The sequence below is a fragment of the Streptomyces sp. NPDC049954 genome (assembly GCF_040656295.1).
GTDB lineage: Bacteria > Actinomycetota > Actinomycetes > Streptomycetales > Streptomycetaceae > Streptomyces.
Map to the genome: position 1 here is coordinate 331412 of NZ_JBFALS010000009.1, position 8077 is coordinate 339488.

10 protein-coding genes and 1 pseudogene are annotated in these 8077 nt (G+C 73.1%); 8 read left to right on the forward strand and 3 right to left on the reverse strand.

Translation table 11 applies throughout. The annotated features are described in order from the left end of the window. The first annotated feature begins 21 nt into the window (after positions 1 to 21). Complete coding sequence (locus AB0J21_RS22845) at positions 22 to 864, forward strand: endo alpha-1,4 polygalactosaminidase (protein ID WP_363147953.1); 843 nt, start codon at positions 22 to 24, stop codon at positions 862 to 864. 132 nt (positions 865 to 996) lie between these two features. After that, positions 997 to 1662, forward strand: coding sequence for a lysophospholipid acyltransferase family protein (locus AB0J21_RS22850; RefSeq protein WP_363147912.1), 666 nt, complete (start codon positions 997 to 999; stop codon positions 1660 to 1662). On the opposite strand, the gene AB0J21_RS22855 is transcribed toward AB0J21_RS22850, so the two are convergent. Then, positions 1646 to 2527, reverse strand: coding sequence for an isocitrate lyase/phosphoenolpyruvate mutase family protein (locus tag AB0J21_RS22855; RefSeq protein ID WP_363147913.1), 882 nt, complete (start codon positions 2525 to 2527; stop codon positions 1646 to 1648). The two genes, AB0J21_RS22850 and AB0J21_RS22855, sit on opposite strands and share 17 nt — an antisense overlap. 152 nt (positions 2528 to 2679) lie before the next feature. Here AB0J21_RS22855 and AB0J21_RS22860 point away from each other — a divergent pair, with 152 nt between their 5' ends. After that, positions 2680 to 3213 carry a GNAT family N-acetyltransferase gene (locus tag AB0J21_RS22860; protein WP_363147914.1) on the forward strand — a complete coding sequence of 178 codons (534 nt, stop codon included), beginning with the start codon at positions 2680 to 2682 and terminating at the stop codon, positions 3211 to 3213. Positions 3214 to 3288: 75 nt separating this feature from the next. Here the strand turns inward: AB0J21_RS22860 and nadE are convergent, their stop codons facing one another. Next, entirely contained in the window at positions 3289 to 4116 is an 828-nt protein-coding gene (nadE, locus tag AB0J21_RS22865; RefSeq protein WP_363147915.1) for an ammonia-dependent NAD(+) synthetase, read from the reverse strand. A gap of 200 nt (positions 4117 to 4316) precedes the next feature. After that, a complete protein-coding gene (locus AB0J21_RS22870) occupies positions 4317 to 5147 on the reverse strand; it encodes a LysR family substrate-binding domain-containing protein (RefSeq protein ID WP_363147916.1) in 831 nt (276 codons plus the stop codon). 57 nt (positions 5148 to 5204) lie between these two features. Between AB0J21_RS22870 and AB0J21_RS22875 the strand changes: the two genes are divergently transcribed. The 5 genes and pseudogenes from AB0J21_RS22875 to AB0J21_RS22895 all read left to right on the forward strand — a co-directional run bounded on the left by AB0J21_RS22875 (position 5205) and on the right by AB0J21_RS22895 (position 8029). After that, entirely contained in the window at positions 5205 to 5600 is a 396-nt protein-coding gene (locus AB0J21_RS22875) for a DUF5997 family protein (RefSeq protein WP_363147917.1), read from the forward strand. Between the two features lie 126 nt (positions 5601 to 5726). Beyond that, positions 5727 to 6239: a peptide-methionine (S)-S-oxide reductase MsrA gene (gene msrA / locus AB0J21_RS22880; RefSeq protein WP_363147918.1), complete on the forward strand. Its 513-nt coding sequence runs from the start codon at positions 5727 to 5729 to the stop codon at positions 6237 to 6239. Positions 6240 to 6364: 125 nt separating this feature from the next. Then, positions 6365 to 6445 (forward strand): annotated as a pseudogene (locus AB0J21_RS22885) (GNAT family N-acetyltransferase); the annotation flags it as partial. Positions 6446 to 6653: 208 nt separating this feature from the next. Further along, a complete protein-coding gene (locus tag AB0J21_RS22890; protein WP_363147919.1) occupies positions 6654 to 7211 on the forward strand; it encodes a DUF2243 domain-containing protein in 558 nt (185 codons plus the stop codon). After that, positions 7208 to 8029: a cytochrome c oxidase assembly protein gene (locus AB0J21_RS22895; RefSeq protein WP_363147920.1), complete on the forward strand. Its 822-nt coding sequence runs from the start codon at positions 7208 to 7210 to the stop codon at positions 8027 to 8029. The genes AB0J21_RS22890 and AB0J21_RS22895 overlap by 4 nt, the downstream gene beginning before the upstream one ends. Positions 8030 to 8077 lie beyond the last annotated feature (48 nt).

An 8077-nucleotide genomic window follows, 5' to 3' on the forward strand; every position in this document is an offset into this window, starting at 1 on the left:
GGCTCAGCCACCGTGTCCATGATCCACCGCGTGTCCGCCCTCGCCCTCGCGGCCGCGGCGCTGGTCTCCGTCAGCGCCTGCGCGGCCTCCGAGGACACCCGCACACCGGCCGCGGCCGGTCGCGGCGCCACGGCGGCCACCCCCTCCGCGCAGCCCTGGACGCTTCCGCCGCGCGGGGCCGGCATCGACTACCAGATCGGCGGGGCCTACCGCCCGGCCGAGGACGTGCGCGTCGTCGTGCGCGACCGGCAGGCCCGTCCCGCCAAGGGCCTCTACAACGTGTGCTACGTCAACGCCTTCCAGGCCCAGCCGCAGGAGAGCGGCAACTGGCCCGCCGACCTGCTGCTGCGCGACGGCCGTCGGCGCCTCGTCATCGACCGCGACTGGGACGAACCCCTCCTCGACCTGCGCACCGACGCACTGCGCCGCCGGGCCGCCGACCGCGTAAGCCGCTGGATCGAGGGGTGCGCCCGGGCCGGCTACCAAGCGGTGGAACCCGACAACTACGACAGCTACACCCGCTCGCACTCCCTGCTCAGCCCCTCTGACGCCACCGCCTACCTCGGCCTGCTGACCCGCGTCGCCCATGCGCACGGTCTCGCCGTCGCCCAGAAGAACACCCCCGAACTCGCGTCCCGACGCACCCGGATCGGACTCGACTTCGCCGTCGCCGAGGAGTGCGGAGCCTACGAGGAGTGCGCGGTCTACGACCGGGCCTTCGACGGCCGTGTCCTCGTCGTGGAGTACACCGACCGGGGCCTCGACCGCGCCTGCGCCGCGTACGGCGACCGCCTCAGCATCGTCCGCCGCGACCTCGACGTCCGGCCCGCCGGCGCCCGGGGACACCTCCGGGAGACCTGCTGAGCCCGGCGACCCCCGCCGATCCGAGTACCCGTGCTCACGCGTCGCCCCCGAGAGGACGCGGAGGATGAGCACGACATCCGCAGCCGCCCACGTCCCTGACCCCCGACTTCCCCCCGACCGGAAGGCCATCCCGTGCTCAGCTCCCTCGCCGACACCCTCGTCAAGCGCTGCGGACGGCTCACCGTCAGCAGCGAGGCACCGGCGGCCGTGCTGCCCGGCAGCATCCTCGCCGCCAACCACAGCTCCCTCGCCGATCCCGCCGTCGTACTCGCCGCCCTGCACCGCCTGGACGTCCGGCCGGTCGTGCTGGCCACCGCCGGACTGTGGCGCATACCCCTGCTCGGCACCGCCCTGCGCCGCGAAGGACACATACCCGTGCACCGGGGCGACCGGCACGCCGCCGCCCGCGCCCTCGCGGACGCGGCCGACGCGCTGCGGGACGGGCGCACCGTCCTGATCTACGGCGAAGGCGGGCTGCCCCACCACCCGGGCCCCGAGGAGAACGCGCCGCGCGCCTTCCGCAGCGGACTCGCCCGGCTCGCCCGTACGACTGGGGCACCCGTCGTCCCCCTCGGTCAGGCCGGGGCCCGCCGCCTGCTCTCCGGAAGCCCCGCCAAGCAACTCACCGGCGCCCTGACAGCGCCCGTGCGCCGGCCCGCCCTGCACGTGCACCTCGGCACCCCGCTCCAGCTCGAAGGGCCGCTGCCCGTGGCGACCGCGGCGGCGCGCGCCGCCGTCACCTCGGCCTGGCGCACCGCCGCCGCCCGCACCGGGGCACCGGTCACGCTCGCGGCATGACGGCAAGACGGTCCTGCAGGGCGGCGTACGGCTCGGCGGCCGGCAGGGCCCACCCGCCCCGCACGGCCTCGGCGACGTCCACCGCGGCGCGCAGCGCGGCACGGTAGGGCAGGGAGCCGGTGCTCACGCGCCGCACCCCCCACGCGGCGAGCTGCCGCAGGTCCGCGCCGGCGACGGGCAGCACATTGAGCGGCACCGGCAGTTCCCCGGCCAGCTCCCGGACCACCGAGGGCTCGGCGACACCGGGCACGAAGATCCCGTCCGCCCCCGCGGCGACATAGGCCCGCGCCCGGTCCAGGGTCGCGCCGGGCGTCGCGTCCTGCCCCGTCCAGTACGTGTCCACCCGCGCGTTGAGGAAGATCCCGGGCGCCCGCTCCTTCACGGCCGCCACCTTGGCGGCGTGCGCGGCGGGCGTCACGAGCCGTCCCGCACTGCTGTCCTCGATGTTGACCCCCACGACGTGCGGCCCGGTCTCCGTGAGCGCCGCCACCAGGCCCGCGACCTCCGAGGGGGCGTCGAAGCCGCCGTCCTCGACGTCCACGCTCAGCGGCACCCCGAGCGGGGCGAGCCGCCGCGCCAGCCGGACGCTCGCCGCCAAGGAGTCACGGCCGCCGTCCGGCACACCACGAGCGGCGGCCACTCCCAGACTCGTCGTCCCGAGCACGGGAAACCCCGCCTCGACGAAGGCCAGGGCAGAGGCCACGTCCCACGCGTTGGGCAGCACCAGGGGTAGCTCTCCCTCGTGCAGCGCCCGGAACAGGGCACGGGCGCCGCCGTGCTTCGGCTCCGCCTCGCGCCCGCGCGGCCCGCACCCGGAACCCGCGCCCTCTTCGCCCGCTCCCACGCCCGCGTAGTCCTCGCCCACCGTCCACTCCCTCGCCTCGCGGTCCGATCGCTGTCACCTCACGCTATGGCCGCGACCCTTCGGCGCCGGCCGAAGCGTCGTCCGCCGAGCGCGACAGGGTGCCCAGGCCACCCCGGCGTGGCGACCCGCGGAAGCTTCGGCAGGATGGGGACATGACCGAGATCCGCACTCCCCGCCTCCTGCTGCGCCGCTGGACCGACGACGACGTCGTCCCGATGGCGGAGATCAACGCCGACTCCGAGGTGATGCGGTGGGTCGACGACGGCCGCGTCCGCGACCTGGAGGACACCGCCGAAGACGTCGAGCGCTGGGAGGAGACGTGGGACGACGAGGGTTTCGGGCCCTTCGCCGTCGAGCTTCTCGCCTCAGGCGAACTGATCGGCCTCGTCGGACTCTCGGTACCCGAGGACCTCCCCGAGATCCTGCCCGCCGTCGACCTCGCCTGGCGCCTGGGCCGCCCCTTCTGGGGCCAGGGGTACGCCTCCGAAGCGGCGCAGGCCGTGCTGGAGTTCGCCCTCACCGACCGTGGCATCGACCACGTGGTGAGCGTCGTCAGGATCGGCGACACCGCTTCCGAGAACGTGACACGCAAACTCGGCATGACCCTCGACCGCGAAACCGTCCACCCCGTCCACGGGCACCACCTCCACGTCCACACCATCGACCTCAGCGAGTACGTGGCGTGACACCGCGCCGCACGCGGTGGCGGCACCCCCGCGAGCGAGGATGCCGCCACCGCGCGGGTCGGGGACCAGCGGCCCTCAGGGGGCGAGCGGAAGCTGTCGCTTGTGCTCCGTCAGCCGGTAGCGGTCCACGATCCTGCGGGCCACGTCCTCGTCCACCGGCCCGCCCTCAAGGAAGTCGTCGATGTTCTCGTACGTGACCCCGAGCGCGTCCTCGTCCGCCCGGCCGGGCGACAGCGTCTCCAGGTCGGCGGTCGGCACCTTCCCCACCAGCTCGTCCGGGGCGCCCAGCCGGGCCGCGACGGCGCGCACCCGGCGCTTGGTCAGCCCGGTCAGCGGCACCACGTCCGCGGCGCCGTCGCCGAACTTCGTGAAGAACCCGGACACCGCCTCGGCCGCGTGATCGGTCCCCACCACCAGCCCGTTGTGCGCGCCGGCCACCGCGTACTGCACGACCATGCGCTCACGTGCCTTGATGTTGCCCAGCACGAAGTCCTGGTGCGCCTCGTCCCGGAAGGCGACGTCCGCGGCCACGCAGGCCGCCAGAGCCGCGTCGCTCGCCGGCCTCACGTCCACGGTCAGCACCTTGTCGGCCCGGATGAACTCCAGCGCCCGCTGGGCGTCGGACTCGTCCGCCTGCACCCCGTACGGAAGCCGCATCGCGAAGAACGTCGCGTCGTGCCCCTCGGCGCGCGCCCGCTCCACGGCCAGCTGGGACAGCCGGCCGGCCGTCGTGGAGTCCACGCCCCCACTGATGCCGAGAACCAGCGCACGCAGCCCGGTCGACAGGAGCCGCTCTGCCAGGAACGCCGTGCGCCGCTCGATCTCCGCTTCCGCGTCGAAGGAGGCGGACACCTCAAGGGCCTGGGCGATCTCCCGCTGAACAGCGGCGACAGGACGGGACACGGCGTTTCCTCACGGTCGGTTTCCGATACCGGGCCGACTCTACGACGGGCGGTGACCACGCCGTACGACAGGTCGCCCCGGCCTTCCTCCGGGGCGCGTACCCGGACACCTGCCGGGCAGACCGGCCGGCCGCCGTCCACGAGCCCGGGCAGGCTCGCCGCCCACGAGCCCGGCGGGCCGCGGGGCGACGCCGCCGAGGCTCAGGAGCGCCGACGTGGTTTCCCGCGACGCCCAGCCCCCTTGCCACCCGCCTTGCCGGAGCCGCCCGTCGCGCCCCGCCCGGACCTGCCGCCCGCCGCGCCCTTCGCCTCAGGCGCCCGGCGCGCGGAACTCTTGCCCGCCCCCTTGTCCGTCCGTGCGCCGGTCTTCCCCTTGGCCTTCGCAGTGGGGGCCGAGCGTCCCCGGGAGCTGTTGACGGTGCGGCCGCGGACGATCCCGATGAAGTCCTCGACCAGGTCCGTGGTGGCCTCCTGTGGCCAGGCCAGGGCGACGCGCGAGGTGGGCGCCTCCGGCACCGGCCGGTAGGTCAGATCCTTGCGGTGGTGGAGCCGGGCGACCGATTGCGGTACGAGCAGCACACCCACCCCCGCCGCGACCAGTTCCACGGCGTCGGCCGTGGTGGCCGGACGCTCCAGCGCGGGCCGGCCGGGCAGGGACTCCCAGCCCAGGACGTCGTCCACGGGATGCAGGACGAACTCCTCGGCGAGATCCTCAAGGGCGACTTCCTCGACCGCCGTCACCAGATGGTCCCGGGGCACCACCACCACGGTGGTCTCCGTGTACAGCGGGATGGCGCTGAGATCCTCGCCGTCGACGGGCAGCCGCACGAATCCCGCGTCGGCGGAGCCCTCCCGCAGCACGGAGAACATGTCGGCGACGGCGACGGGAAGCAGGCCGAGCGGCACGTCGGGCGACCGCTCCTCCCAGACCCGCACCCATTTCGAGGGTGTCACTCCCGGAACGAACGCGAGCCGGAAGGAGGGGGACGCCGAGGGCGTGGTGGGGGAGGGGGAGGTATCCGAGCCTGTCACGTCACCAGGCTACCGGCCGTGGTCGAAGCGGCCGCGCACACTCGTTACCCTGGCAACATGACGTCGCACCAGACCACCCAGACCATGAAGCCCGCGACCGCGGCGAAGAAACTGGGTGTGTACCTCGAAGCCACCCCCGCCGAGTTCCGGGAGGGCGTCGTCACGCGCGCCGAACTGAACGCGCTGCGGACGAACCCGCCGGAGTGGCTGCGCGAGCTGCGCACCACCGGGCCGCACCCCCGTCCGGTGGTCGCCGAGAAGCTCGGCGTCTCCATCTCCGGCCTCGCCCGGGGCGGCGTCACCGAGGCCCTCACCACCGAGCAGATCGAGGCGCTCGCCCAGGAGAACCCCGAGTGGCTGCGACGTGAACGCGAGCTCCAGGAGGAGGTCCGCAGGGACGCCGACCGTCTCCAGGAGAAGAAGGACCAGCAAGCGCAGCAGCGCGCGTCCTGAGCCTTCCGCCGGGCGGGCACGCGTCTGTGTACCCCTCGTCCCGCAGGGGAACACAGACGCCTGCCCGCCTTGTTCACACGATGAGCGCTCGTCGCCTTGTCGGCGGCGGCAGTCAGGAGAGGCGAGATGAGCACCACGACCGAGAAGGCCGTCCTGGCCGGCGGATGCTTCTGGGGCATGCAGGATCTGGTCCGCAAGCAGCCCGGAGTCACGGCGACCCGCGTGGGGTACACGGGCGGTGACACTCCGCACGCGACGTACCGCAACCACGGCGACCACGCCGAGGCCATCGAGATCCTGTACGACCCGGCGGTCACCAGCTACCGCGACCTCCTGGAGTTCTTCTTCCAGATCCACGACCCGACCACGAAGGACCGCCAGGGCAACGACCTGGGCCGCAGCTACCGCTCCGCGATCTACTACACGGACGAGAAGCAGCACGCCGTCGCGAAGGACACCATCGCGGACGTCGAGGCCAGCGGTCTGTGGCCGGGCCGCGTGGTGACCGAGGTCGAGCCGGCCGGTGACTTCTGGGAGGCGGAGCCCGAGCACCAGGACTACCTCGAGAAGTATCCCGAGGGCTACACCTGCCACTTCCCCCGCCCGAACTGGAAGCTCCCGCGACGCGAAGCCGCCTGAGCGCCGGGAACACGGATCACCTGCCGTGAGGCGTTCCCCCTCGGGCTGACCTGGTGGCCGGTGCCGGACGTTCCCGCGTCCCGGCCGCCGGCCACGAACCGTTCTGGCCAGGCACAGCCTCCGCCATGACGATCACCTATGCCTGGCGGGGCGATATTGACAACGACGTGCTGAACGCGCTGCACGCCGAGGGTTTCGGGCACGCACCGACGGCGACGACATAGCGCTGCTCGCGGTCCGTCTCGACTGAACTCAAGGTCCCGACGACCCCGCGCCCCTACCTTTCGCGGCCTCAGCCGTACGACGGTGTCGTCGTACGGCTGAATGACCGCCGTCCGCGCGCTACGACGAGCCTCAGTGGGAACACTTGCTGCCTCGGCTCATGCGGCGACGGACGACTCGACGGGACGCGCGATGGCAACGACCACGAACCAGGCACGCACTACACCAGCGCCCAGGAGCATCCGGCTGCCGGGCATCGTGCTGGGTGTGGGGCTCGGCGGATTCGTCGACGGCATCCTGCTCCACCAGCTCCTCCAGTGGCACCACATGCTGACGAGCACCGATCACGATCACATCGGCGTGAAGTACTACTCGCCGCACACCGTCTCCGGCCTGCGGATGAACACCGTGTGGGACGGCGTCTTCCACGCCCTGTGCTGGGTCGCGGTCATCCTGGGCCTCGGCCTGCTGTACTCCAGGGTCACGCACCGCCGTCGCCAGGTGTGGGCCTCACGGACCCTGTGGGGATGGATGCTGGTGGGCTGGGGCCTGTTCAACATCGTCGAGGGACTGCTCGACCATCAGATCCTCGGTATCCACCACGTGCACGGCGGCCCGCACCAGGTCTGGTGGGACATGGGCTTCCTGCTCGTGGGCCTCCTGCTGATCGTCGGTGGTCACCTGCTCCAGCGCGGCTGCCGCCCCTTCGACCCCGACGCGCCCGAACCGGCCGGCCGGCGCACCCGGTGAACGGACACACACATCACCTGCACTCGCACGACGCCGGCGGCGTCGTCTGGACGGTGCTCCTGCCGGTGGCGCTGGTCGTCGTCGCTGCCGCCGCCTACCTCCTGCTCGTCCGCCGCGCCGGAAGACGTCATCCGGCGCGGGGCTGGGGGAGCCTGCGGACGGTGAGCTTCCTGTGCGGCTGCGCCCTGCTGATCACGGCGCTGTCCCCGCCACTGGCCAGGATCGCCGACGAGGACTTCCGCGGGCACATGGCCCAGCACATGCTGATCGGCATGTACGCCCCGCTCGCCCTGATGCTGGGCGCACCGGTCACCCTGCTGCTGCGGACGCTGCCGACCGCCCGCGCCCGTCTGCTGACCGGCGCCCTGCGCAGCCGCCCCGTCGTCGTCCTCGCCCATCCGGTCACGGCCCTGGTGCTGAGCACCGGGAGTCTCGCCGTGCTGTACTTCACCCCGCTCTACCAGACCGTCATGGAACAGCCCGCACTGCACTGGTTGCTGCGCGCCCACTTCCTCCTCTCCGGCTGCCTGTTCGCCTGGAGCATCGCCGGACCGGACCCCGCTCCGCTGCGGCCGGGAGTCCCCGCGCGCCTCACCGTCCTCGGGGTCGCCGTCGCCGCGCACGCCACCGTCTCCCAGCTCGTCTACGGCGGCTTCCTCGTCGACATCCACGCGCCGGTCGACCAGGTCAGGGGCGGCGCGGAGATCATGTACTACGGCGGTGACATCGCCGAACTCCTGCTGGCCGCCGCCCTCGTGGCCACGTGGCGGCCGGCGCGGCAGCGGCGACAGGCAGCCTCCGGCGCGCTCGTGGGGTAGCCGCCGCAGCAGACACGGCCCCGCCCCCGCACCGCCGGACGGCGGTGC